Origin of the sequence: Pseudomonas sp. IzPS59 (assembly GCF_014863505.1) — a bacterium.
GTDB lineage: Bacteria > Pseudomonadota > Gammaproteobacteria > Pseudomonadales > Pseudomonadaceae > Aquipseudomonas > Aquipseudomonas kribbensis.
The window spans coordinates 1,183,507-1,208,393 of sequence record NZ_CP062251.1 but is presented as its reverse complement, the minus strand read 5'-3'; the positions used below and the strand labels follow the sequence as shown (position 1 = coordinate 1,208,393).

Sequence of the window (24,887 nt, the reverse complement as noted above, 5' to 3'; positions counted from 1 at the left end):
AGGACAAACGCCATGTACCAACTCTTCATCGAAGGCCTGCAACGCCTCGGCCGGGCACTGATGCTGCCGATCGCGATCCTGCCGATTGCCGGCCTGTTGCTGCGCCTGGGCGACACCGACCTCCTGAACATCGCGATCATCCACGACGCCGGCCAGGTGATCTTCGCCAACCTGGCGATGATCTTCGCCATCGGCATCGCGGTCGGTTTCGCCAAGGACAACAACGGCACCGCCGGCCTTGCCGGGGTGATCGGTTACCTGGTGATGATCTCCACGCTCAAGGTGCTCGACGCCAGCATCAACATGGGCATGCTCGCCGGGATCGTCAGCGGCCTGATGGCCGGCGCGCTGTACAACCGCTTCAAGGACATCAAGTTGCCAGAGTACCTGGCGTTCTTCGGCGGTCGGCGCTTCGTGCCGATCGTCACCGGTTTTGCGGCGGTCGGTCTGGGCGTGCTGTTCGGCTACATCTGGCCGCCGATCCAGCACGGCATCAACAGCTTCGGCAGCCTGATGATGGAAAGCGGCAGCTTCGGCGCCTTCGTCTTCGGCGTATTCAACCGCCTGCTGATCGTCACCGGCCTGCACCACATCCTCAACAACATGGCGTGGTTCGTGTTCGGCAACTTCACCGACCCGACCACCGGCGCCTTGGTCACCGGCGACCTCTCACGCTACTTCGCAGGTGATCCGAAGGGCGGCCAGTTCATGACCGGCATGTTCCCGATGATGATCTTCGGCCTGCCCGCCGCCTGCCTGGCGATGTACCGCAACGCCCTGCCGGAACGACGCAAGGTAATGGGCGGGATCTTCCTGTCGATGGCCCTGACTTCGTTCCTGACCGGCGTCACCGAACCGATCGAATTTGCCTTCATGTTCCTCGCACCGCTCTTGTATCTGGTGCATGCGCTGCTGACCGGCCTGTCGATGGCGATCACCAACGCGCTGAACATTCATCTGGGCTTCACCTTCTCCGGCGGCTTCATCGACATGGTGCTGGGTTGGGGACGTTCCACCAACGGTTGGCTGGTGATTCCGGTGGGTCTGGCGTATGCGGTCATCTACTACGCGGTGTTCGATTTCTGTATCCGTCGCTTCAACCTGAAGACGCCGGGTCGTGAAGACGTTGCCACCGCCGACAAAGCGGTTCTGACCGAGAACGAACGCGCCGGTGCTTACATAAAGGCACTCGGTGGTGCGGAGAATCTGGTCACCGTCGGCGCGTGCACTACGCGTCTGCGACTGGAAATGGTTGATCGCAACAAAGCGTCGGATACCGACTTGAAAGCGCTGGGCGCGATGGCTGTTGTGCGTCCGGGCAAAGGTGGGAGTTTGCAGGTGGTTGTCGGGCCGATGGCCGACAGCATTGCCGATGAGATTCGACTGGCGATGCCGGCGTTGGGGCGTGCCGTAGTGGCTGCACCTGTCGCTGTCATCGAAACCAGTGAACCGGTTGCAGTCGCTGCACCGCTGGCACAGCAATGGCTGACCGCCCTGGGTGGTAGCGACAACGTGCTGCAACTGGACTGCATCGCCATGAGCCGGATTCGCCTGCAACTGGCCGATGGCAAGATGTTGTCGGAAAGCCGATTGAAAGAGCTTGGATGTCTGGGTGTGAGCGCGCTGGAGGACGGCGTTTGGCACTTGCTGGTGGGGGATCGGGCGCAGAGCTTGAGTGCGGCTTTAGAGGGGTTGGTTGATCGGAGTGAGGTGAGTGCGAAGGTTTAGGACCACCACTCAACACGATGAGCGTTAGCTCGAGTACCGCTTTTGACGTGCTGGCCCCATCGGAAGGCTGAGTGGAGGGGTTTATCCGGGGGTGGGAGCGCAGCGACCGTGCGGCGAAGCCGCATGCATCGAGAGGAGGTGCAGCGAAGCAAACCGTAGGCGATGCCCCCGGATGAATCCCGGAACGAAGGAACACCGAGCCACAGCGAGGTGCCGAACGCAGGGGCAAGCCTTTTTGGTTACTTTTGAGGCGTTTGTCAAAAGTGACCCGCCGTAAGGGCCATCCCTTTCAAGGTCTTTTCGTTTTAGCGGCCTTGATTACCCGGTCCGTTGAAACATGTGCATGCACCGCAGTGCCTTGCACCCATGTTTTGGGTTTAGGCACCTTGGGGCCCCGTGGACTTTTCGCAACTTGTTTGGGTTGGATGTTTCTGGCCAGTTCCAACAAGCGCTGGGCCAGTTTTTCCAGAGGTATGACGGGAAAATATTCCAGGGGCAGCGCGATTTGCAGGCCTTCATAACCACTCCGGACCTGAACCGCCAAGTGATAGGTTGAGGCTTCCCAGCCGTCAGGCTGAGTATCCTGATGGGCTTGCTCGACGCTTCGCTTGAGTACGGCCAGGACGTTGTAGGCCAATACCGCGGTAGCGAACCCGAGCAATGCAGCCTTTGGACTACCAAGGGTTTCGATTTCGCTTTCCAGGATTGCTTCCAGTCGCTGGAACATGCCTTCTATGCTCCAGCGACGGCGATAGAGTTCCGCGATCTGCTGTGCGCTGATGCTTTCAGGCAGGTTGCTCCAGAACATCAAGCTGCTGTCACCCGAGTCCGTTGGCGAGTGAAGCGTCAGTTCAACACGCCGACACTGGTAACCGCCTCTGACCTGAATAATCTGCTCACGCACAGTGCCCGTGTTTACAGGCACTGGTTCTTGCCAATGCCCCTCTTGAATCAGGCGTGGATGCTTGGCTTGTTGACGAATGACAAAGGAGGTTTTGACCTGCTCGCAAGCCTCCATGACCGGGAGCGTGCAATAGAGTCGATCGGCCAGCCACACCTGGCCCGGCTCGGCATCGGCCAAGAGAGGCAACACGCAAACACGCTCGCTTGCGTAGGCATCCTCGCACGCCTGCAGGTCGATGACCTGGTCCAGGTCGGGGTCGTAGACAACCACCGAGAAACCGGGTCGAGCGGCACCACGCTCGTGGCGTAAAGCCCCCAGTCGTTTCTCGGTGGATGCCAAGTGATTACCGTCTACCACCCGGACCTGCCACTCCGGCAGCATCTGCGTGCAACCCAACTCCTTGATGGTTGGAGCCAGGCGCTGCGCACAGCCCGTGACCAGTGCGCGCAACAGAGCTGGCTCGGTACGACTGATCTTGTCGTAGAGCGCCGCCAGACTGACAGGAAGATCTTCCAGTTGCCGCGCGGCGGCGTGCAGGGAAGGCTTCAAGCCCAATGAAACAAGGGACATCAGCTTGATAATGGTCGAGAACAACAGCTCACGAGAATACTGCCGTTGCCGATGTTCTTCGAAGACCTGATCAACCCACTCAGGGGCAATAGCGTGCTCCAGTGCCAATTTGGCCATAACGCTGGCAGGTGCTTTTTTCTCGAACCTCGCTAAAACCTCTGCCCACATCGCTTCGTCGTCCTGACTGAATTTTTGGGGCATTTTAACCAAAGACCTTGAAAGGGATGGCCGTAAGGGCGGAACCATAAGCCGCAACACCCGAAGAAACGGATATTCACCCAACCCCAAAAACCAAAAAACCCGCTGAAATCACTCTCAGCGGGTTTCCCATTTCAGCAGCCAAGGAAGATCAAAAATCCTCCAACCGCCAAACCTCATAAGCCGGCGTCTCGTAAGGATGGCTAGCCTTCAAAGCCCCCACCACCCCACGAATCAACTCATCGCCAACGACAAGCTCGACCTTCCACTCCTCGACCCGCTCAACCCGCCCCGCCTCTCCAATGAACGGCTGACTGCCGTCCAAAGGCCGAAACTGACCAGTACCAAGCACCTGCCACGCACAGTGGTCATAGTCACCGATCCGCCCGCCACCGGCAGCGAATACAGCGTCCTTGACCACCTCGACATGGCTGTCGGGAACAAAAAACGCGAGCTTGTACACAGCGCTTAGTTCACCCACACACGAGCGTTACGGAACATGCGCATCCACGGAGCGTCTTCGTTCCAGTCTTCCGAACGCCACGAGTTCTGCACGGCGCGGAACACACGCTCCGGGTGCGGCATCATGATCGTCACGCGACCGTCGCGGCTGGTGAGGCCGGTGATCCCGCGCGGCGAGCCGTTCGGGTTGGCCGGGTAGGCTTCGGTGACCTTGCCGTGGTTGTCGACGAAACGCATCGCCACGCAACCGGACAGATCGGCTTCGAGCAGTGCCTCTTCGCTTTCGAATTCGGCATGGCCTTCACCGTGAGCGATGGCGATCGGCATGCGCGAACCGGCCATGCCCTGCAGGAAGATCGAGTTCGATTCCTGGACCTGCACCATCGCCACGCGCGCTTCGAACTGCTCGGAGCGGTTGCGCACGAAGTGCGGCCAGAACTCGCTGCCCGGGATCAGCTCGTGCAGGTTGGACATCATCTGGCAACCGTTGCACACGCCGAGGGTGAAGCTGTCGTTACGCTCGAAGAAGCCCTGGAACGCATCGCGGGCACGGCTGTTGAACAGTGCGGACTTGGCCCAACCTTCACCGGCGCCGAGAACGTCGCCGTAGGAGAAACCACCACACGCCACCAGACCTTTGAACTCGTTCAGGTCGACACGACCGGCCAGAATGTCGCTCATGTGCACGTCGATCGCGTTGAAACCGGCGCGGTCGAACGCGGCTGCCATTTCCACCTGACCGTTGACGCCCTGCTCACGCAGTACGGCAACCTGTGGGCGAATGCCTTTCTTGATGTAAGGCGCGGCGATGTCCTGGTTGACGTCGTAGCTCAGCTTGACGCTCAGGCCCGGGTTGTCTTCTTCCAGCAGGACGTCGAATTCCTGCTGGGCGCAGTCGGCGTTGTCGCGCAGACGCTGGATCTGGTAGCTGGTCTCGGCCCACTGACGCTGCAGCAGACGACGCTGGCCTTCGAACACGGTGTCACCGTTGAAGGTGATGTTGATCTGGCCGTTGTTGATCGGCTGACCGATCACCGAAACGCAGTCGCCCAGACCGGCCGCGCTGAATTGCGCGAGGATGTCTGGTGTTGCGTCCTGGCGAACCTGGATCACCGCACCCAGTTCTTCGTTGAACAGGATGGCGGCGATTTCGGCGGCGTTCTCCGCAACGCTGTCGAGGTTCAGACTCAGACCGCAGTGGCCGGCGAAGGCCATTTCCACCACGGAGGTCAGCAGACCACCGTCGGAACGGTCGTGGTACGCCAGCAGGTGACCGTCGGCGTTGAGGCCCTGGATCACGGCGAAGAAGGCTTTCAGGTCTTCGGCGTCGTCGACGTCCGGAGCCTGCTTGCCGAGCTTGCCGTGAACCTGAGCGAGGATCGAGGCGCCCATGCGGTTCTGGCCGCGACCGAGGTCGATCAGGATCAGGTCGGTGGTGCCCTTGTCCATGCGCAGTTCCGGGGTCAGGGTCTGACGGATGTCAGCCACTGGCGCGAAACCGGTCACGATCAGGGACATCGGCGAGGTAACGGTCTTGTCTTCGCCGTTGTCGTTCCAGCGTGTGGCCATGGACATGGAGTCCTTGCCCACCGGAATGGTCAGGCCCAGCTCTGGGCACAGTTCCATGCCGACCGCTTTCACGGTGTCGTACAGACGCGCGTCTTCGCCAGGGTGGCCGGCAGCGGACATCCAGTTCGCCGACAGTTTGATGTCGGAGAGCTTGTTGATGCGCGAGGCGGCAATGTTGGTCAGGGTTTCGCCGATCGCCATGCGGCCCGAAGCCGGAGCGTCCAGCAGCGCCAGCGGAGTGCGCTCGCCCATCGCCATCGCTTCACCGGTGTAGACGTCGAAACTGGTGGCGGTGACGGCCACGTCAGCCACCGGAACCTGCCATGGGCCGACCATCTGGTCACGGGCCACGAGGCCGGTGATGGTGCGGTCGCCGATGGTGATCAGGAAGCTTTTGCTCGCCACGGCCGGGTGATGCAGGACGCGCTCGATGGAATCGGCGATGTCGAGGTTCGACGGATCGAAGTCATCGCCCAGCTCGGCTTCGCGAACCACCGAACGGTGCATGCGCGGCGCCTTGCCCAGCAACACTTCCAGTGGCATGTCCACCGGGTTGTTGCCGAAGTGGCTGTCGGTCACGGTCAGTTGCGGCTCGGCGGTGGCTTCACCGACGACGGCAAACGGGCAACGCTCACGCTCACAGATCGCCTTGAAACGCTCGAAGTCGGCCGGGCCGACTGCCAGAACGTAACGTTCCTGGGATTCGTTGGACCAGATTTCGTGCGGGGCCATGCCCGGCTCGTCGTTTGGAATGTTGCGCAGTTCGAAACGGCCACCGCGGTCGCCGTCGTTGACCAGTTCAGGGAAGGCGTTGGACAGACCGCCCGCACCCACGTCGTGGATGAAGCTGATCGGGTTCTTGTCGCCCAGCTGCCAGCAACGGTCGATGACTTCCTGGCAGCGACGTTCCATTTCAGGGTTTTCACGCTGCACGGAAGCGAAGTCCAGATCTGCCGAGCTGGTGCCGGTGGCCATGGAGGAGGCAGCGCCGCCGCCCAGACCGATCAGCATCGCCGGGCCGCCGAGGACGATCAGCTTGGAGCCGACGACGATCTCGCCTTTCTTGACGTGTTCTTCACGGATGTTGCCCATGCCGCCAGCCAGCATGATCGGCTTGTGGTAACCACGAACCTCGTCACCGTGCGGAGTGGTGATCGACTGTTCGAAGGTACGGAAATAGCCGGTCAGGGCCGGACGACCGAATTCGTTGTTGAACGCGGCGCCGCCCAGCGGGCCTTCGATCATGATGTCCAGCGCATTGACGATGCGCTCAGGCTTGCCGTACGGCACTTCCCACGGCTGTTCGAAGCCCGGGATCTGCAGGTTCGATACGGTGAAACCGGTCAGGCCGGCCTTCGGCTTGGCGCCACGGCCGGTTGCACCTTCGTCGCGGATCTCGCCACCGGAACCGGTGGACGCGCCCGGGAACGGAGCGATCGCGGTCGGGTGGTTGTGGGTTTCGACCTTCATCAGGATGTGCACCGGCTCCTGCACCGCGCCGTACTGGCGGGTTTCCGGATCCGGGAAGAAGCGGCCGGCAACGTTGCCGACGATCACCGAGGCGTTGTCCTTGTAAGCGGACAGCACGCCTTCACTGTGCATCTGATAGGTGTTCTTGATCATGCCGAACAGGCTTTTTTCCTGGCTCTCGCCGTCAATATCCCAACTGGCGTTGAAGATCTTGTGGCGGCAGTGCTCGGAGTTGGCCTGGGCGAACATCATCAGTTCGATGTCGTGCGGGTTGCGCTTGAGACCGTTGAAAGCGTTGACCAGGTAGTCGATCTCGTCTTCGGCCAGGGCCAGGCCCAGCTCGACGTTGGCTTTTTCCAGCGCGGCGCGGCCACCGCCGAGGATGTCGATGGCGGTCAGCGGCTTCGGCTCGGCGTGGCTGAACAGGCCGGCAGCCTCTTCGAGGTTGGCCAGAACGATCTGGGTCATGCGGTCATGCAGTACGTCGGCGATCTGCTGCGCCTGAGCGTCGCTGAACTGACCGGCCACATAGAACGCGATACCGCGCTCCAGGCGCTGGATCTTGCTCAGGCCGCAGTTGCGGGCGATGTCGCTGGCCTTGCTCGACCATGGCGAGATGGTGCCGAAACGCGGCAACACCAGGAACAGACGACCGGTCGGCTCTTGTACCGGAACGCTTGGACCGTACTTCAGAAGGCGCGCAAGCACCTGCTGTTCGTCGCCGGTCAGGACGCCGGTGACTTCGGCGAAGTGAGCGAATTCAGCATACAGGCCACTGACAGCTGGAACCTTCTGGCTCAGTTGCTCAAGGAGTTTGCTGTGGCGAAAGGCAGAAAGGGCAGGAGCGCCGCGCAGGATCAACATCTTCGGGACAGCCTCGGGAAGGGGTGTGCTTTGAGGCCGTGCATTCTAGCCTAAACCGCCCTCAACATCACCCGAAACGCTACGCACGGTTGCACTCGGACCACAATCTGTGTTTCTGCCTCTGAAGTCAGATTTAGCGCCTGCGGGACAACAGCTTATTTTTTCTGTCACAAAATGCTGTCCGGCCCCATTCCTGCGGGGTTGCGGGTGCTTTTTCAATCGCTAGCAGACTACCCCTCCACTGTCGAGATATGGCGCCCGTTGCGCTTTGCGTATACTGCGCACATGTTTTCCCCAACGGCTTTGCGTCCGCGGTACGCCAAATGGCTGATCGCTACCGGACTCTTCCTGATGCTCAGTGGCTGTGTTGATAAACCCAACACACTCGAGCGCGTAAAGGAGGATGGTGTGCTGCGGGTGATCACCCGTAACAGCCCCGCCACCTACTTTCAGGATCGCAGCGGCGAGACCGGCTTCGAATACGAGCTGGTGAAGCGCTTCGCCGACGATTTGGGGGTGGAGCTGAAGATCGAGACCGCCGACAACCTCGACGACCTGTTCGACCAGATCGGCAAGCCCAACGGCCCGGTGCTGGCCGCCGCCGGCCTGGTCAGCAGCGAACAGCGCAAGAAGCAGGTGCGCTTCTCCCATTCCTACCTCGAAGTCACCCCGCAGATCATCTATCGCAACGGCCAGTCCCGGCCGACCGATGCCAGTGAACTGGTCGGCAAGAAGATCATGGTGCTCAAGGGCAGCACCCACGCCGACCAGCTCGCCGAGCTGAAACAGAAATATCCTGGGATCGAATACGAAGAATCCGACGCCGTCGAGGTGGTCGATCTGCTGCGCATGGTCGATGAAGGCCAGATCGACCTGACCCTGGTCGATTCCAACGAAGTGGCGATGAACCAGGTGTACTTCACCAACATCCGCGTCGCCTTCGACCTTGGCGATGCCCGTAGCCAGAGCTGGGCAGTGGCCGCCGGTGAAGACAACAGCCTGCTCAACGAGATCAACAGTTATCTGGACAAGGTGCAGAAGAACGGCACCCTGCAACGCCTGAAGGACCGTTACTACGGCCACGTCGACGTTCTCGGCTACATGGGCGCCACGACCTTCGCCCAGCATTTGCAGCAGCGCCTGCCCAAGTACGAACAGCACTTCAAGACCTACGCCAAGAAAGAGAAAGTCGACTGGCGCCTGCTCGCGGCCATCGGTTATCAGGAATCGCTGTGGCAACCGGCCGTCACTTCGAAGACCGGCGTGCGCGGCCTGATGATGCTGACCCAGAACACTGCACAGGCCATGGGCGTGTCCAACCGCCTCGATCCGAAGCAGAGCATCATGGGCGGCGCGAAGTATCTGGCTTACATGAAGGATCAACTGGATGACTCGATCCAGGAGCCGGATCGTACGTGGTTTGCACTGGCCGCCTACAACGTCGGCAGCGGTCACCTGGATGACGCGCGCAAACTGGCGTCCCGGGAAGGCCTGAATCCGGACAAGTGGCTGGATGTGAAGAAGATGCTGCCACGCCTGTCGCAGAAGCAGTGGTACAGCAAGACCCGCTATGGCTACGCCCGTGGCGGCGAACCGGTGCATTTCGTGGCGAACATCCGTCGCTACTACGACATCCTGACCTGGGTGACCCAGCCGCAGCTTGAAGGCGATCAGGTCGCCGAAGGCAATCTGCATGTGCCGGGGATCGACAAGTCCAAGCCGGCGCAGGAAAACCCGCCGCTCTGATAAACACTGCGGGAGCCAGCTCCCACAGTGTCTGTGTTGATGCTTAGTGTTTGGCGGCCGCCAGGATCAGCGCCTTCATCTCCGAAACCGCCGACTTGAAGCCGACGAACAACGCATGCGCCACCAGCGCGTGACCGATGTTCAGTTCGTTGATGCCCTTGATCGCCGCCACGGCTTCAACGTTGTGATAGTGCAGACCGTGACCGGCATTGACGATCAGGCCTTGGGCCAGACCAAATGCCACGCCGTCCGCCACACGCTTCAGCTCTTCGGCCACTTCGGTTGGTGTTTCGGCGTCTGCGTAGCGCCCGGTGTGCAGCTCGATGGCCGGTGCGCCCACACGTTTCGAGGCAGCGATCTGCCGCTCGTCAGCGTCGATGAACAGCGACACTTCGCTGCCGATCTTCGACAGACGCTCCACCGCCGCCTTGATCCTCTCCTCCTGCCCCGCCACGTCCAGACCACCCTCGGTGGTCAACTCCTGACGGGTTTCCGGCACCAGGCAGATGTGCGCCGGACGGATGCGCTCGGCGAACGCCATCATTTCTTCGGTGACGCCCATTTCGAAGTTCATGCGGGTTTGCAGCACATCCTTGAGCAGCAGCACGTCGCGCTCCTGGATATGGCGACGGTCCTCGCGCAGGTGCACGGTGATGCCGTCGGCGCCCGCCTCTTCCGCGTCCAGCGCAGCCTTGACCGGATCCGGATAGCGTGTGCCGCGAGCCTGACGCAGGGTGGCGACGTGGTCGATGTTCACGCCAAGAAGAATGCGATTGCTGGTGGTCACGGATGCGCTCCTGAAGGGAAAGATTCGGCGCACAGCATACACGGGGCTACGGCTTGCGAAACAGCTCGCGACTGACGAGGGGGCGACCGCCCAGGTGAACAGCAAGTGCCTGGCGCATCAAGCGTTTGGCGGCGGACAACGCGCCGGGGGCTGACCAGTCGGCTTCGGCCATGGCCAGCAGTTCGGTGCCGTTGAACAGACCGGGTTGCAGCAGGTAGACCCGCTCGAGTCCGGCATCCACCTGCAAGCGATAGAGGCCGTCCGCAGCGATAGGCTCGTCATTGATGTCGGTGTTCAGGGAGAAGCCATAGCCGAGGTCGTCGAGCAGGCGCCATTCGAAGGAACGCAGCAGGGGTTCCAGTGGCCGACCTTCCGCCAAGGCCAACAAGGTGGCCGCGTAATGATCGAACACCGCCGGATGCGGGTCTTCGGCCGGCAACAGGCGTATCAGTAACTCGTTGAGATAGAGACCGCTGAACAGCGCCTCGCCAACCATCCACGTCGCGTTACCGACACTTTCCATGCGACCGACGTTCTTCAACTCACCCTTGCCACGAAACTCGACCTCCAGCGGCACGAACGGTCGCGCCAGCGTCCCGGCCTTGCCCCGCGCGCTGCGCAACACAGCCCGCAGCCGACCTTGCGGCGTGAGGAAGTCCACCAAGGCGCTGGTTTCGCGGTAGGCGCGGGAGTGGAGGACGTAGGCGGGTTGGGCGGGAGGTGGGCTTTGCGACATTGAATTCTCGATGACGAAATGCAGTTTTACACACAACCCAAAACTACTGTGGGAGCGGGCTTGCTCGCGAAAGCGGTGAATCAGTCAAAGTATATGTCGACTGATACTGCGCATTCGCGGGCAAGCCCGCTCCCACAGGGGGTTCTTTGATGTCGCAAAAAACCGGTGTTACAGGTCGCCGTAACCCAGCGAACGCAGCGCGCGCTCGTCGTCGGACCAGCCGCCCTTCACCTTGACCCACAGGTTGAGCATGATCTTGGAGTCGAACAGCAGCTCCATGTCCTTGCGCGCCTCGGTGCCGATGCGCTTGATGCGCTCACCCTTGTCGCCAATGATGATTTTCTTCTGGCCGTCACGCTCGACGAGGATCAACGCATGGATGTGCAGTGTTGCACCCTGCTGCTTGAACTCTTCGATTTCCACGGTGATCTGGTACGGCAGCTCGGCGCCGAGCTGGCGCATGATCTTCTCACGCACCAGTTCGGCGGCGAGGAAGCGGCTGCTGCGGTCGGTGATCTGGTCTTCCGGGAAGAAGTGATCGTTCTCCGGCAGGTGATCGGCGATGACCTTTTCCAGCGCGTCGAGGTTGTGCCCCTGTTGCGCCGAGATCGGAATGATCTGCGCGTTCGGCAGCTGTTCCTGCAACCAGGACAGATGCGGCATCAGCTCGGCCTTGTCCTCGATGCGGTCAGTCTTGTTCAGCGCGACGATCAGCGGGCCGGTCACGTACTGCACGCGCTCCAGGACCATCTGGTCTTCTTCGGTCCACTTGGTGCGGTCGACCACGAAGATCACCACGTCGACGTCTTTCAACGCCGCCGAAGCGGTCTTGTTCATGTAGCGGTTCAGGGCCTTTTCGCCGCCCTTGTGCATGCCTGGGGTGTCGACGTAGATCGCCTGCACGTCGCCTTCGGTCTTGATCCCGAGCATGTTGTGGCGAGTGGTCTGCGGCTTGCGCGAGGTGATCGCGAGCTTCTGGCCCAGGATGTGGTTCAGCAGCGTGGACTTGCCCACGTTCGGACGGCCGACGATGGCAACGTAGCCACAGCGAGTTGCGTTTGTATCAGTCATTGCCATTCTCCACACCCAGGGCAATCAGTGCTGCGGCGGCCGCTACCTGTTCGGCAATGCGACGGCTCACACCCTGACCCCGGCTTTTTTCATTCAATAGGACAACTTCGCACTCGACGAAGAAGGTACGGCAGTGCGGCTCGCCCTGGATATCCACGACTTCGTAGCGTGGCAGCTCGCAACCGCGCGATTGCAGGAATTCCTGCAGGCGGGTCTTCGGATCCTTGTTGGTGTCGACCAGCGTCAGGCCTTCGAACTCGCCGGCCAGCCAGGCCAGGACGCGCTCGCGGGCGACTTCCATGCCGGCATCGAGGTAGATCGCGCCGATCAGCGCTTCCAGGGCATCAGCCAGAATCGACTCACGACGGAAACCACCGCTTTTCAGCTCACCGGAACCCAGGCGCAGGTATTCGCCCAGATCGAAACCACGGGCCAGAACGGCCAGGGTCTCGCCTTTCACCAGACGCGCACGCAAACGCGACAACTGGCCTTCGCGGGCCAGCGGGAAGCGCTCGAACAGGGCCTCACCGGCGACGAAGTTGAGGATCGCATCGCCGAGGAATTCCAGACGCTCGTTGTTGCGTCCGGCAAAGCTGCGGTGCGTGAGGGCCAGGACCATCAGTTCCTGGTCCTTGAAGGTGTAACCGAGCTGACGCTCGAGACGGCTGAGAGAAACGCTCACGGTTTGACCACGCTGAGTTCGTGGCTGGATTCCACCGCCATCGCCGGGATACGGCGCAGGCCTGGGACAATTAACGCTGTGTTCAAAAATGACGTCCTGAATATCGTGGCTTCATGCCCCGGAGCCGGTTGTGCCGACACCAGAAATGCATTCGGCGCTGTGGTCAACAGCGCCGTGATTGTTTACTTGATCAGGCCGACCCGCGAGAAATTCGGCAGGTGGCTGAGTTTCGGTTCCGGCCAGCTCATCCAGACCGCGAAGGCCTTGCCGACGATGTTCTGGTCGGGAACCATGCCCAGCAGATCCTTGGGAATGTTCGGGTCATCCCAGTAGCGACTGTCGTTCGAGTTGTCGCGGTTGTCGCCCATCATGAAGTAGTGCCCGGCCGGCACGGTCCAGGTATGGTCCGGCGTGGCGCGGTAGCGGCTCATTTCCTTGCGGATCAGGTGCTCGGCGGCGCCGAGTTTTTCCTTGTAGAGCTCCGCGCTGCCGAGGGTGCCCGGCTCGGAGCCGACCAGTTGCTCGGCAATCGACTCGCCATTGACGAACAGACGCTTGTCGGCGGTGTAACGCACCGTGTCGCCCGGCAGGCCAACTACACGCTTGATGTAGTTGACGTTCGGGTCGCTCGGATAGCGGAACACCATCACGTCGCCGCGTTGCGGATCACCGACTTCGATGACTTTCTTGTCGATCACCGGCAAGCGGATCCCGTAAGAAAACTTGTTCACCAGAATGAAGTCGCCGACGTCCAGGGTCGGTTTCATCGAGCCGGACGGAATCTGGAACGGTTCCACCAGGAACGAACGCAGCACCAGCACGATGAACAGCACCGGGAAGAACGACTTGCCGTATTCGACCAGCAGCGGTTCCTTGTTCAGCTTCTCCACCACCAGCACATCAGGCTGGCTGACGCTGCCCTGATAGGAAGCGATGGCGGCGCGCCGACGCGGTGCCAGGATCAACAGATCGAGCAACGCCAACAGGCCGCAGACGAACACGGCGATAACCAGCAACAGCGGGAAATTTAGTGACATAGGACCTGACTATTCCAACCTGAGCACAGCAAGGAAGGCTTCTTGTGGAATTTCCACGTTGCCGACCTGCTTCATGCGTTTCTTACCGGCCTTTTGCTTCTCGAGCAGTTTCTTCTTACGACTGACGTCACCGCCGTAGCATTTGGCCAATACGTTCTTTCTGAGCGCCTTGACGGTTGTCCGGGCGACGATCTGACCGCCAATGGCGGCCTGGATGGCCACGTCGAACATCTGACGAGGAATCAGTTCTTTCATCTTCTCGGTCAGCTGGCGACCTTTGAAGTGCGAATTGTCACGGTGCACGATCAACGCCAGGGCATCGACCTTGTCGCCGTTGATCAGCACGTCCAGTTTCACCAGATTAGCCGATTGGTAACGATCGAAATGGTAGTCCAGCGAAGCATAGCCGCGGCTGGTGGATTTCAGACGGTCGAAGAAGTCGAGGACCACTTCGTTCATCGGCAGGTCGTAGGTCACCTGGACCTGATTGCCGAGGAACAGCATGTCGACCTGGACACCGCGTTTTTCGATGCACAGGGTGATGACGTTGCCCAGGTGCTCCTGCGGCACCAGGATGTTGGCCCGCACGATCGGCTCGCGCATGTCTTCGATCGACGACACGTCCGGCAGCTTCGACGGGTTGTCGACGTAAATCGTTTCACCGGTTTTCAGCACCAGTTCGAAGATTACCGTCGGCGCCGTGGTGATCAGGTCCAGGTCGTATTCGCGCTCCAGGCGCTCCTGGATGATTTCCATGTGCAGCATGCCGAGGAAGCCGCAACGGAAGCCGAAGCCCAGGGCGTCGGAGCTTTCCGGGGTGTACTGCAGCGACGAGTCGTTCAGGGTCAGTTTCTGCAGCGCTTCGCGGAAATCCTCGAAGTCGTCGGAGCTGACCGGGAACAGACCGGCATAAACCTGTGGCTGGATGCGCTTGAAGCCTGGCAGCACTTCAACGTCCGGGGTGGAGCTGAGGGTCAGGGTGTCACCGACCGGTGCACCGTGAATGTCCTTGATGCTGGCGATGATGAAGCCCACTTCGCCGGCCTTCAGGTCAGCGGTGGCGGTGTGTTTCGGGTTGAACACGCCGACGCTGTCGACCAGGTGCACCTTGCCGGTGGACTTCACCAGGATCTTGTCGCCCTTCTTCACGCGGCCATGACGCACGCGCACCAGGGAAACAACGCCCAGGTAGTTGTCGAACCAGGAGTCGATGATCAACGCTTGCAGCGGATCTTCGATGTTGCCGGTCGGCGCAGGAATGGTGGCGACCAGACGCTCGAGCACTTCGTCGACACCCAGGCCGGTCTTGGCGCTGCAGGTGACGGCGTCGGTGGCGTCGATGCCGATGATCTTCTCGATCTCGTCCTTGACGCGGTCAGGCTCGGCCTGCGGCAGGTCGATCTTGTTCAGTACCGGCATGACCTCCAGGCCCTGCTCGATCGCGGTGTAGCAGTTGGCCACGGACTGGGCCTCTACGCCCTGACCCGCGTCGACCACCAGCAAGGCACCTTCACACGCGGCCAGGGAACGGCTGACTTCGTAGGTGAAGTCGACGTGGCCCGGGGTGTCAATGAAGTTCAGCTGATAGGTAACGCCGTCTTTGGCCTTGTAATAGAGGGTAACGCTGTGGGCCTTGATGGTGATCCCGCGTTCGCGCTCCAGCTCCATGGAATCCAGCACCTGGGCTTCCATTTCACGCTCGGCCAGGCCACCGCACATCTGGATGAATCGGTCAGCCAGCGTCGACTTGCCATGGTCAATGTGGGCGATGATGGAGAAATTGCGGATATGACTCAAATCACTCACGGATCAACACTCAAAAAGGCTGCAGGCTTGGCCCGCCGAAAAATAGCCGGGAATTGTACCTGATACACGGCGCAAGCGTCACGTTCGCCTGTCACCCGGATTGCATGCAAAAACGCCCCGGTCTGGTGACCGGGGCGTTTTTCAAGATTGAAGCAAGGGTGAAACCTTGTTCATCAACCGGCTCGACGCAGCAACCAGACACCCGCCAGCGCACAGACGCCGGCCGGAACCAGCACCGCGAACAGCGGCGAGAAACCGAACACCAGGCTGGATGGACCCAGCAGATCCTGGACGATCCGGAAGGTGAACCCCACCAGCACACCGGTGAACACTCGCTGCCCCAGGGTCACCGAACGCAACGGGCCGAAAATGAAGGAGATCGCCATCAGCACCAGCGCAGCGGTCACCAGCGGCTGCAACACCTTGACCCAAAACGCCAGCCAGTAACGGCCATTGCTCAGCCCCTGATCCGCCAGGTAATGGATATAACCCCACAGGCCGCTGATCGACAGCGCTTCCGGCGCCATGACCACGGTATTCAACAGCTCCGGACTGATGGAAACATCCCAGTCTTCAGTCGGTTTGTTGACGACTTCGGTGCTGCGTTCGTGGAACAGCGTGGTGGTGATATCGGTGAGCTGCCAGCGCTTGCCATCGAATTCGGCGCGCTTGGCGAAGCTCGAACTCAGCAGGTGACGCTCTTTGTCGAAGTGATAGCGGGTCACGCCATACAGCAGGCCATCGGGTTGAACGGCGTTGATATGGATGAACTCGTCACCTTGACGGTGCCACATGCCGTGCTTGGCGCTCTGTGCGTCACCGCTGCCCTGAGCCAACGAACGATTGGCCTGAGCCATACTCTCGGTAGCCGGGGCAACGTATTCACCGATCAGCACGCCGGCCAGCATCAGAACCAGCATCGGCTTCATGACCGCCCAGACGATACGCCCGATGGACACACCGGCGGCACGCATCACGGTCAGCTCACTGCTGCTTGCCAGACTGCCGAGGCCGATCAGGCAACCAATCAGCGCCGCCATCGGCAGCATGTCGTAGAGCCGGCGCGGTGCAGTCAGCAGTACAAAGCTCAGCACATCGACCAGCGTGTAGGTTTCGCTGACGTCGCCCATTTCGTCGATGAAGGCAAACAGGGTGGCCAGGCCAAGGATGATCGCCAGCACCGCGATGATCGCGATGAATACGCTGCTGCCGATGTAGCGGTCGAGTTTAACCACGGGCCACCTCCAGCGCAGCGCTGCGACGGCTGGCCATTTTCAGGCGCATTGGTTCCCAGTACAGCAGGCCGATACCGATGGCCAGGAAGATCCCGTGCACCCACCACAGACCCAGGCTCGCCGGGATCTTGCCTTTTTCGAGGGCGCCGCGGGCGGCAATCAGGATGGTCAGGTAAGCCATATAAAGAAGAATCGCCGGCAGCAACTTGAGGAAGCGCCCCTGGCGCGGATTGACCCGCGACAGCGGAACCGCCATCAGGGTCACGATAAATACCAGCAGCGGCAGCGACAGGCGCCATTGCAGTTCGGTTTTCGCACGGATGTCGTCGCTGGCCATCAGGGTCGAGGTCGGCATCGCGTCACGATCAGTGACTTCCTCGCTGACATCAGGCTTTGGCAGCAGCACGCCATAGGTTTCGTAATGGATGGCACGGTAGTTGGCCAGTCCCGGGCTGCCGTCGTAGCGGTAGCCGTTGTGCAGGATCAGGTAACGGTTGCCGTCGGGACGGACTTCCTGCCGGCCTTTTTCGGCCACCAGCACGGAAATCCCGCGATCCGCCTGGTTGGCGCCGAGATTTTTCTGCGAGATGAACACGCTGCCCAGGTTGACCCGGTCATCGCTCAGGGTTTCGGTGTAGGTCACCCGGGTGCCGTCGCGCAACGCCTGGAAACGGCCCGGCTCGAGGGTGTCGAACTCGGTCAGGGCGTCCTGCTTGTTCAGCAGCAGCTGGAACTGGTTGGCGCCTTGCGGGGCAAGGCTCAGGCTGAGCCAAGCCACCACCAGTGCCACCAGCGTGGCCGGGAACAGGGTCATGCGGAACAGGCGCTGCTGGCTCATGCCAGTGGCCGACAGCACGGTCATTTCGCTTTCCAGATACAACCGGCCATACGCCAGAAGGATCCCGAGGAACAGGCCCAGTGGCAGGATCAACTGCATGAAACCCGGCAGACGGTAGCCCATGATCAGGAACAGCGATCCCGGATCGAGCTGGCCCGCAGCGGCCTGGGCAAGGTATTTGATGAAGCGACCGCTCATGATGATGACCAGCAGCACGGCGCTTACCGCACTCAGGGTCAACAGGACTTCGCGGGACAGATAACGGAAGACGATCAAACCAGACACTCCAGGGTTGTCAGGCTAAGGCGGCCAAACAAGCAAACGTATCGACAGGCCCGCAAGGCAGAGCCGTCGAAAAAAGATGCGGCATTATCCTGTGATTGAGGGCGCCTGTCACTGCGCACACTCACGCAAGCGTGCAATCCGTTGAAGATCGTACAACCGAGGGTTGTCAGGCGCGGTGAGCGAGGTTCAAACTGCCGCCTCTGTCGCAGGCACTGGCCTGCGCCTCTTCTCTCTATAAGCAGGCGACGGCGGACACCGCCGAACGCCTGCGTGTTGACCATTCATTCAGGGATCCGGACATGGAACTGGTTGTAAAAAGCGTTAGCCCAGAAACGTTGAAAACCGCCACCCTGGTGGTTGCCGTCGGCGAAGGCCGCAAACTCGGCGTCGCGGCCAAGCAGGTTGACGAACTGAGCGGCGGCGCCATCAGCGCCGTGCTCAAGCGTGGCGACCTGGCCGGCAAGGTCGGTCAGAGCCTGTTGCTGCACAGCCTGCCAAACCTGAAAGCCGAGCGCGTGCTGCTGGTCGGCGTGGGCAAGGATGAAGAACTGGGCGACCGCCCGTTCCGCAAGATCGTTGCCGGCATCCTCAACACCCTCAAGGGCCTGGGGGGCAGCGATGCCGTGCTGGCGCTGGATGAAATCATCGTCAAGAACCGCGACAGCTACGGCAAGACCCGTCTGCTGGCCGAAACCCTGGTCGACGGCGAATACACCTTCGACCAGTTCAAGAGCCAGAAGGCCGAACCGCGCGCCCTGAAGAAAATCACCCTGCTGACCATCAAGGCTGCGCAAGCCGAAGTGCAACGCGCCGTGAACCACGCCACCGCGATCGCCAACGGCATGGCCTTCACCCGCAACCTGGGCAACCTGCCGCCGAACATCTGCCACCCGACCTTCCTCGGCGAGCAAGCCAAGGACCTCGGTAAAGAGTTCAAGGATCTGAAAGTCGAAGTGCTCGACGAGAAGAAGATCAAATCCCTGGGCATGGGTTCGTTCTACGCCGTCGGCCAGGGCAGCGCCCAGCCGCCGCGCCTGATCGTCATGCAATACAACGGCGGCAAGAAATCCGAGAAGCCATACGCGCTGGTCGGTAAAGGCATCACCTTCGACACCGGCGGCATCAGCCTGAAACCGGGCGCCGGCATGGACGAGATGAAGTACGACATGGGTGGCGCCGCCAGCGTGTTCGGCACACTGCGTGCCGTGCTGGAATTGAAACTGCCGATCAACCTGGTGTGCATCCTGGCCTGCGCCGAGAACATGCCGAGCGGCACCGCTTCGCGCCCGGGCGACATCGTCACCACCATGAGCGGCCAGACCGTGGAAATCCTCAACACCGACGCCGAAGGCCGTCTGGTGCTGTGCGACGCCCTGACCTACTCCGAGCGCTTCAAGCCGCAAGCGGTGATCGACATCGCCACCCTGACCGGTGCCTGCGTCGTAGCCCTGGGTGCCCACACGTCGGGCCTGCTGGGCAACAACGACGAACTGATCGAGCAACTGCTGAGCGCAGGCAAGGCTGCCGACGACCGCGCCTGGCAACTGCCGCTGTTCGATGAGTACCAGGAGCAGCTGGACAGCCCGTTCGCCGACATCGCCAACATTGGCGGACCGAAAGCCGGCACCATCACCGCTGCGTGCTTCCTGTCGCGCTTCACCAAGAATCTGAACTGGGCGCACCTGGACATCGCGGGCACCGCGTGGACCAGCGGCGGCAAGGACAAGGGCGCCACCGGCCGTCCGGTTCCTCTGCTGACCCAGTACCTGCTGGATCGCGCCAAGGCCTGAAACCAATGACGGCAAGCGCCGCACCTTTCGAGGGGCGGCGCTTGCTGCTCAGGAACCGCAATGACCAAAGTCGACTTCTATATCCTGCCCAGTGCCGATCCTTCGGCGCGTCTGGATTTTGCCTGCAAGCTCACCGAGAAAGCCTGGCGCATGGGCCACCGCATCTACCTGCATTGCAGCGATGCCGCCCAACGCGATGACCTCGATGCGCGACTGTGGGCGTTCAAGGGCGAAACCTTCGTGCCCCACGGCCCGGCCGAGAGCGAACCCGAAAGTTTGATCGTGCTTGGATTGGGGGATGACTGCGGCCAGCATCAGGACTTGCTCGTCAACCTCGACCTGAAGGTCCCGGCCTTCGCCAACAAGTTCGCCCGAGTGGCGGAAGTAGTGGTGGAAGATCCGGCGATCCGTGCGGCTGCGCGGGAGAGTTTCCGTTTCTACCGGGAACAGGGCTATCCTCTGCAAGACCACCGTTTACAGCGACTCTGAGTACGCCGATGGACACTCCAAAACCGCTGCAAAAACCCGCGCACCTGCTGGATGACCTCGAGTCGATCCGCCAGTTGCTCGGCGATGACAACCTGCAACCGCCGCTTTTGACCGATACGGTCGATGATGGCGAACAGGAACAGATTCCGATGCTCTTCGACTCGGTCGCCACCGAGCCACCCGCCGTCGAACCGCCGCCAGCCCCCGTCGCGAAACCCGCCACCGCGCCCGTCGCGCCTGTGGACAAAGGCCCCGACGCGCTGCTGCACCTGGACAGCGAACTGCGCGCCGCTGCGCAACTGATCATGCAAGACGTGATCGACGACTTCGCCCCGCACATCGAAACCGAAATCAAACGTCGCCTGGATGCGCGGATGGAACGGCTTCTCGCCCAGTACGAATAACTCCCCGATCCCTGTGGGAGCTGGCTTGCCAGCGATAGCATCACTGCGGCTTTCCTGAAAAACCGCGGCGCCGGCATCGCTGGCAAGCCAGCTCCCACATTTAGTTCTCCACCCGGCCTCCCCCGCTCGCCCTGCGCCCCATGCCCCGCTATACTTCCCGGCTTTTCCTGAATAAATGCCAATAGGGTCCCGCCGCGCATGGATAAGACCTACCAGCCGCACGCCATTGAAACTTCCTGGTACAACACCTGGGAGTCCGAGAACTACTTCGCCCCGCAAGGCGCGGGCGACTCCTACACCATCATGATCCCGCCGCCGAACGTCACCGGCAGCCTGCACATGGGTCACGGTTTCAACAACGCGATCATGGACGCCCTGATCCGTTTCCGCCGCATGCAGGGACGCAACACCCTGTGGCAGCCGGGCACCGACCACGCCGGTATCGCCACGCAGATGCTGGTGGAGCGTCAACTCGAAGCCCAGGGCCAGAACCGCCACGATCTGGGCCGGGAAAAATTCCTCGAGAAAGTCTGGGAGTGGAAGGATCAGTCCGGCGGCAACATCAGCCGTCAGATCCGCCGTCTCGGCTCGTCCGTGGACTGGAGCCGCGAGCGCTTCACCATGGACGACGGCCTCTCGGAAGCCGTTAAAGAAGCGTTCGTGCGCCTGCACGAAGACGGCCTGATCTATCGCGGCAAGCGCCTGGTCAACTGGGACACCAAGCTGCACACGGCGATTTCCGACCTCGAAGTGGAAAACCACGACGAGAAAGGTTTCCTGTGGAACCTGAAGTACCCGCTGGCCGACGGCGCGAAAACCGCTGAAGGCAACGACTTCCTGATCGTCGCGACCACCCGTCCGGAAACCATGCTCGGCGACTCCGCCGTCGCGGTGAACCCGAACGACGAGCGCTACAAAGCCCTGATCGGCAAATTTGTCGAGCTGCCGCTGGTCGGCCGCCGCATCCCGATCATCGCCGACGATTACTGCGATCCTGAATTCGGTACCGGCTGCGTGAAAATCACCCCGGCCCACGATTTCAACGACTACGAAGTCGGCAAGCGCCACAACCTGCCGCTGCTGAACATCTTCGACAAGAACGCCAACGTGCTGCCTGCGGCCCAGGTGTTCAACCTCGACGGTACGCTGAACGACAGCATCGACGGCAAGATTCCGGCCGAGTACGCCGGTCTCGAGCGTTTCGAAGCGCGCAAGCAGATCGTGGCCGCGTTCGATGCCGCCGGCCTGCTGGTCAGCGTCGACGACCACAACCTGAAAGTGCCGAAAGGCGACCGCTCCGGCACCGTCATCGAACCGTGGCTGACCGACCAGTGGTACGTGTCCACCAAACCGCTGGCCGAGCCTGCGATTGCCGCCGTTGAAGACGGCCGCATCCAGTTCGTGCCGAAGCAGTACGAAAACATGTACTTCTCGTGGATGCGCGACATCCAGGACTGGTGCATCAGCCGTCAGCTGTGGTGGGGCCACCGGATTCCGGCCTGGTACGACGAATCGGGCAAGGTCTACGTCGGTCGCGACGAAGCCGAAGTTCGCGCCAAACACAACCTCGGCCCGGACGTTGCGCTGCAACAGGACAACGACGTTCTCGACACCTGGTTCAGTTCGGGCCTCTGGACTTTCTCCACCCTGGGCTGGCCGGAAAAGACCGAATTCCTGAAGAAATTCCACTCCACCGACGTGCTGGTGACGGGCTTCGACATCATTTTCTTCTGGGTTGCCCGGATGATCATGCTGACCATGCACCTGATCAAGAACGAGGACGGCACGCCGCAGGTTCCGTTCAAGACCGTTTACGTGCACGGTCTGGTGCGTGATGGCCAGGGCCAGAAGATGTCCAAATCCAAGGGCAACGTCCTGGATCCGCTGGACATCATCGACGGCATCGAGCTCGAAACCCTGGTGCAGAAACGCACCTCCGGTCTGATGCAGCCGAAACTGGCGAAGAAGATCGAGAAACAGACCCGCGAAGAGTTCGCCGACGGCATCGCCAGCTACGGCACCGACGCCCTGCGTTTCACCTTCTGCTCGCTGGCGTCCACCGGTCGCGACATCAAGTTCGACATGGGCCGCGTCGAAGGCTATCGCAACTTCTGCAACAAGATCTGGAACGCTGCACGCTATGTTCTGGACAAGGGTGAAGACTGCGGCCAGAACGGCGAAGCCTACGAGCTGTCGCTGGCGGACCGCTGGATCATCTCGCAACTGCAACGCACCGAAGCCGAAGTGACCCGCCAACTGGATCAGTTCCGTTTCGACCTGGCGGCGCAAGCGCTGTACGAGTTCATCTGGAACCAGTACTGCGACTGGTACCTGGAACTGTCCAAGCCTGTGCTGTGGGACGAAAACGCGCCGGTCGAGCGTCAGCGCGGTACCCGTCGCACGCTGGTTCGCGTACTGGAAGTGGCGCTGCGTCTGGCGCATCCGTTCATGCCGTTCATCACTGAAGAAATCTGGCAGCGCATCGCGCCGCTGGCCGGCATTCAGGGCAAGACGATCATGCTGCAAGCGTGGCCGGTGGCCAACGAAGAGCGCATCGATCCGGCGGCCGAAGACGACATCGAATGGCTCAAGGGCCTGATGCTCGGCACGCGCAACATCCGTGGCGAAATGAACATCGGCCCGGGCAAACCGCTGCCGATCTACCTGAAAAACGTCACCGCTGAAGACCAGCGTCGCCTGACCGAGAACGAAGCGCTGCTGAAGAAACTGGCGCGTCTGGAATCGATCACCGTACTGGCGGCCGGCGAAGAAGCGCCGCTGTCCGCCACCGCGCTGGTTGGCGAGATGGAAGTGTTGGTGCCGATGGCCGGCCTGATCGACAAGAACGCCGAACTGGCGCGCCTGGACAAGGAAATCCTGCGTCTGCAGGGCGAAGTCCAGCGGGTTGGCGGCAAGCTGTCCAACGCCGGTTTCGTTGACAAGGCTCCGGCCGAAGTCATCGAGAAGGAACGTGCCAAACTGGCCGAAGCCGAACAGGCTCTGGGCAAGCTGGCCGAGCAGCACGCGCGGATTGCCAGCCTGTAACGGCAAATCGCACTGAAAAAGGGAGGCCCGCAACGGCCTCCCTTTTTTGTGCCCGGCACTTTTCCGGCCAACAACGCGGCTCCCTGTGGGACAATAGCCGCCACTTTCAGCCCTACCCGAATCGACCACGCCCATGAACGCCCCACGTACACCGAAACCTGCGCGCAAGAAGCCTGACTCCGCCACCCCGGCCAAGCCCGTGGAGCCGCGTAAAGAGGCCAGCCTGCACCCGCGCAATCGCCATCAGGGTCGTTACGACTTCCCGGCGTTGATCAAGACTACGCCGGAGCTGGCGAAGTTCGTGATCACCAACCCGTACGGCAAGGAAAGCATCGACTTCGCCAGCCCCGACGCGGTGCGCGTGTTCAACCGGGCGTTGCTCAAGTCGTTCTACGGCATCCAGCATTGGGACATCCCGGCCGACTACCTCTGCCCGCCGGTGCCGGGGCGTGCCGACTACATACACTTCCTGGCTGACCTGCTGGCGAGCAACAACGACGGCGTGGTTCCGCGCGGCGCCATCGTCAATGTGCTGGATATCGGCATGGGCGCCAACTGCGTGTACCCGTTGATCGGCAACAGCGAATACCGCTGGCACTTCCTGGGCTCGGAAATCGACCCGACGGCCGTGGCCGCCGCCAGGGCTATCGTCCAGTCAAACGATCTGAGCAAAGTCATCAAGCTGCGCCAGCAGGAGAACCGCAAGCACATCCTGATCGACCTGCTGGAGCCCGGCGAGCGTTTTGACCTGACCATGTGCAACCCGCCGTTCCACGCCTCGATGGAAGAAGCCACCAAGGGCAGCGAGCGTAAGTGGCGAGCCCTGGGCAAGGCCGACCCGAAACGCAAGTTGCCGGTGCTGAACTTCGGCGGCCAGTCCGCCGAACTGTGGTGTGAAGGCGGCGAAGCACGTTTCGTGACGCAACTGATCGCCGAAAGCGCGACCCTTGCGCACAAGGTGTTGTGGTTCAGCACCCTGGTTTCGAAAGCCTCGAACCTGCCCGCCATCGAGACAGCGCTGAAAAAAGCCGGCGCGCTGGAAAGCCAGGTGGTGGAAATGTCCCAGGGACAGAAGCAGAGCCGCTTCGTCGCCTGGACCTTCCAGACCAAGTCCGAGCAGCAAATCTGGCGGCGTGAGCGCTGGGTGCGCAAGTAATACGTTTCAACCGGG

18 protein-coding genes are annotated in these 24,887 nt (G+C 61.2%); 7 read left to right on the top strand and 11 right to left on the bottom strand.

Annotation, left to right across the window (positions count from 1 at the left end):
* The first annotated feature begins 12 nt into the window (after positions 1–12).
* The gene (nagE, locus tag IF189_RS05245; protein WP_192552936.1) at positions 13–1,728 is read left to right on the top strand and encodes an N-acetylglucosamine-specific PTS transporter subunit IIBC; all 1,716 of its coding nucleotides are present in this window, start codon (positions 13–15) and stop codon (positions 1,726–1,728) included.
* A gap of 289 nt (positions 1,729–2,017) precedes the next feature.
* On the opposite strand, the gene IF189_RS05240 is transcribed toward nagE, so the two are convergent.
* From IF189_RS05240 to purL, 3 genes are all read right to left on the bottom strand, one after another.
* Positions 2,018–3,319: an IS4 family transposase gene (locus IF189_RS05240; protein ID WP_134828704.1), complete on the bottom strand. Its 1,302-nt coding sequence runs from the start codon at positions 3,317–3,319 to the stop codon at positions 2,018–2,020.
* 232 nt (positions 3,320–3,551) lie between these two features.
* On the bottom strand, positions 3,552–3,863 hold the full coding sequence (locus IF189_RS05235) for a YqfO family protein (protein WP_134825579.1): 312 nt from the start codon (positions 3,861–3,863) through the stop codon (positions 3,552–3,554).
* Between the two features lie 5 nt (positions 3,864–3,868).
* Positions 3,869–7,765, bottom strand: coding sequence for a phosphoribosylformylglycinamidine synthase (purL, locus tag IF189_RS05230; RefSeq protein WP_134825578.1), 3,897 nt, complete (start codon positions 7,763–7,765; stop codon positions 3,869–3,871).
* A gap of 285 nt (positions 7,766–8,050) precedes the next feature.
* Between purL and mltF the strand changes: the two genes are divergently transcribed.
* Positions 8,051–9,511 carry a membrane-bound lytic murein transglycosylase MltF gene (mltF, locus tag IF189_RS05225; RefSeq protein ID WP_085711664.1) on the top strand — a complete coding sequence of 487 codons (1,461 nt, stop codon included), beginning with the start codon at positions 8,051–8,053 and terminating at the stop codon, positions 9,509–9,511.
* A gap of 43 nt (positions 9,512–9,554) precedes the next feature.
* On the opposite strand, the gene pdxJ is transcribed toward mltF, so the two are convergent.
* From pdxJ to lptF, 8 genes are all read right to left on the bottom strand, one after another.
* Positions 9,555–10,298, bottom strand: a complete 744-nt coding sequence (gene pdxJ, locus IF189_RS05220) for a pyridoxine 5'-phosphate synthase (RefSeq protein ID WP_038357694.1) — start codon at positions 10,296–10,298, stop codon at positions 9,555–9,557.
* A 46-nt stretch (positions 10,299–10,344) separates the two neighbouring features.
* Complete coding sequence (gene recO, locus IF189_RS05215; RefSeq protein WP_039769514.1) at positions 10,345–11,034, bottom strand: DNA repair protein RecO; 690 nt, start codon at positions 11,032–11,034, stop codon at positions 10,345–10,347.
* Between the two features lie 168 nt (positions 11,035–11,202).
* Positions 11,203–12,105, bottom strand: coding sequence for a GTPase Era (gene era / locus IF189_RS05210; RefSeq protein WP_011332590.1), 903 nt, complete (start codon positions 12,103–12,105; stop codon positions 11,203–11,205).
* A complete protein-coding gene (rnc, locus tag IF189_RS05205) occupies positions 12,098–12,787 on the bottom strand; it encodes a ribonuclease III (protein WP_085711665.1) in 690 nt (229 codons plus the stop codon). Before rnc ends, era begins: the two co-directional genes overlap by 8 nt.
* A 182-nt stretch (positions 12,788–12,969) precedes the next feature.
* Positions 12,970–13,824, bottom strand: a complete 855-nt coding sequence (gene lepB / locus IF189_RS05200; protein WP_065261873.1) for a signal peptidase I — start codon at positions 13,822–13,824, stop codon at positions 12,970–12,972.
* A 9-nt stretch (positions 13,825–13,833) separates the two neighbouring features.
* The gene (lepA, locus tag IF189_RS05195; RefSeq protein ID WP_085711666.1) at positions 13,834–15,630 is read right to left on the bottom strand and encodes a translation elongation factor 4; all 1,797 of its coding nucleotides are present in this window, start codon (positions 15,628–15,630) and stop codon (positions 13,834–13,836) included.
* Positions 15,631–15,803: 173 nt separating this feature from the next.
* Positions 15,804–16,865: an LPS export ABC transporter permease LptG gene (lptG, locus tag IF189_RS05190; protein ID WP_192552935.1), complete on the bottom strand. Its 1,062-nt coding sequence runs from the start codon at positions 16,863–16,865 to the stop codon at positions 15,804–15,806.
* Entirely contained in the window at positions 16,858–17,979 is a 1,122-nt protein-coding gene (gene lptF / locus IF189_RS05185; protein ID WP_134825577.1) for an LPS export ABC transporter permease LptF, read from the bottom strand. Before lptF ends, lptG begins: the two co-directional genes overlap by 8 nt.
* Before the next feature lie 308 nt (positions 17,980–18,287).
* On the opposite strand from lptF, the gene IF189_RS05180 reads away from it, so the two are divergent.
* The 5 genes from IF189_RS05180 (at position 18,288) to rlmF (ending at position 24,872) form a co-directional block, all read left to right on the top strand.
* Complete coding sequence (locus IF189_RS05180) at positions 18,288–19,778, top strand: leucyl aminopeptidase (protein WP_192552934.1); 1,491 nt, start codon at positions 18,288–18,290, stop codon at positions 19,776–19,778.
* Positions 19,779–19,838: 60 nt separating this feature from the next.
* Complete coding sequence (locus IF189_RS05175; RefSeq protein ID WP_134825576.1) at positions 19,839–20,267, top strand: DNA polymerase III subunit chi; 429 nt, start codon at positions 19,839–19,841, stop codon at positions 20,265–20,267.
* An 8-nt stretch (positions 20,268–20,275) separates the two neighbouring features.
* The gene (locus tag IF189_RS05170) at positions 20,276–20,671 is read left to right on the top strand and encodes a DNA polymerase III subunit chi (RefSeq protein WP_134825575.1); all 396 of its coding nucleotides are present in this window, start codon (positions 20,276–20,278) and stop codon (positions 20,669–20,671) included.
* 198 nt (positions 20,672–20,869) lie between these two features.
* Positions 20,870–23,716, top strand: a complete 2,847-nt coding sequence (locus IF189_RS05165) for a valine--tRNA ligase (protein WP_134825574.1) — start codon at positions 20,870–20,872, stop codon at positions 23,714–23,716.
* Between the two features lie 133 nt (positions 23,717–23,849).
* On the top strand, positions 23,850–24,872 hold the full coding sequence (rlmF, locus tag IF189_RS05160) for a 23S rRNA (adenine(1618)-N(6))-methyltransferase RlmF (RefSeq protein WP_085711673.1): 1,023 nt from the start codon (positions 23,850–23,852) through the stop codon (positions 24,870–24,872).
* The last annotated feature ends 15 nt before the right edge of the window (positions 24,873–24,887 follow it).